Here is a 1244-nt window from a genome sequence, read left to right as displayed (position 1 = left end):
AGGCCGAAACGTTCGGCGTGCTCGATGACCATGATGGTGGCATCGGGCACGTCGACCCCGACCTCGATGACAGTCGTTGCAATCAAAACGCGCGTTTCGCCCGCCTTGAAGGCGCGCATCGCCTCGTCTTTTTCGGCGCCCTTCATGCGGCCATGGACGAGGCCGATGCGATTGCCGAAGACAGGCTGGAGCGAGGCGAAGCGGTCCTCCGCCGACATCAGCTTGATCTCCTCGGACTCCTCGACCAGCGGGCAGATCCAGTAGATCTTCTGGCCCTCGGCTACCGCATCCCTGATGCGACCAACGAGTTCGTCAATACGCTCCAATGGCAGCGTGACCGTGCGGATCGGCTGGCGTCCAGCGGGTTTTTCGGTCAGGCGCGACACATCCATGTCGCCAAAGGCGGTGAGCACAAGCGTGCGCGGGATGGGGGTTGCTGTCATCACCAGCATGTCGGGGGCATCGCCCTTGGCGGTGATGGCAAGGCGCTGGTGGACGCCGAAGCGGTGCTGCTCGTCGATGACAGCAAGTGCGAGGTCATGGAACTTCACCGTTTCCTGAAACAGCGCGTGCGTTCCGATGACGATGTCGATCTCGCCGCTTTCCAGCCCGGCGAGGATCTGCGCACGTTCGCGGCCTTTTTCACGGCCGGTGAGCACGGCGACGGACATGCCAAAACGCTCGGCCAGCGGTGCGATGGTGGCGAGGTGTTGGCGGGCGAGGATTTCGGTTGGCGCCATCAAAGCGGCCTGGCCGCCGGCTTCGACCGCGCGCGCCATCGAAAGCAGCGCGACTACCGTCTTGCCCGAGCCGACATCGCCCTGGAGCAGCCGCAGCATTCGTTCGGGCTTGGCGAGGTCGGCCTCGATCTCTTCGAGTGCCACCTGCTGCGAACCGGTCAGGGAATAGGGCAGGGCCAAGCGCAAGGCATCGACAATGCGCCCGTCTCCGGTCAGCGGCCGACCATGCAGCTTGCGTACCCGGGCCCGAACCAAAGCCAGCGAGACTTGGCCGGCGAGCAATTCGTCATAAGCGAGCCGGCGCCAAGCGGCGTTTTCGGGCGAGGCGTCGATCGGGTCGATCGGATTGTGGATGCGCTGGAGAGCTGCGGAGAAGTTTGGAAAGCTTTGGCGCCGCATCAGCTCGGCGTCGAGCCATTCGGGGAAAGCCGGTAGACGTTCGAGCGACTGGCCGATGGCGCGGCGCAGCACCTTTGACGACAGGCCGGCGGTGAGGGGATAGAC

General features: G+C 64.5%; 1 protein-coding gene. It reads right to left on the bottom strand.

Translation table 11 applies throughout. From position 1 onward, the window contains the following. The coding region (locus AC1DUU_RS32375) for an ATP-dependent DNA helicase RecG (RefSeq protein ID WP_476787378.1) at positions 1-1244 on the bottom strand (1244 nt) is incomplete at both ends.

Source organism: Aminobacter sp. P4_H6_2 (assembly GCF_056400805.1).
This window is presented reverse-complemented; position numbering and strand designations above follow the sequence as displayed.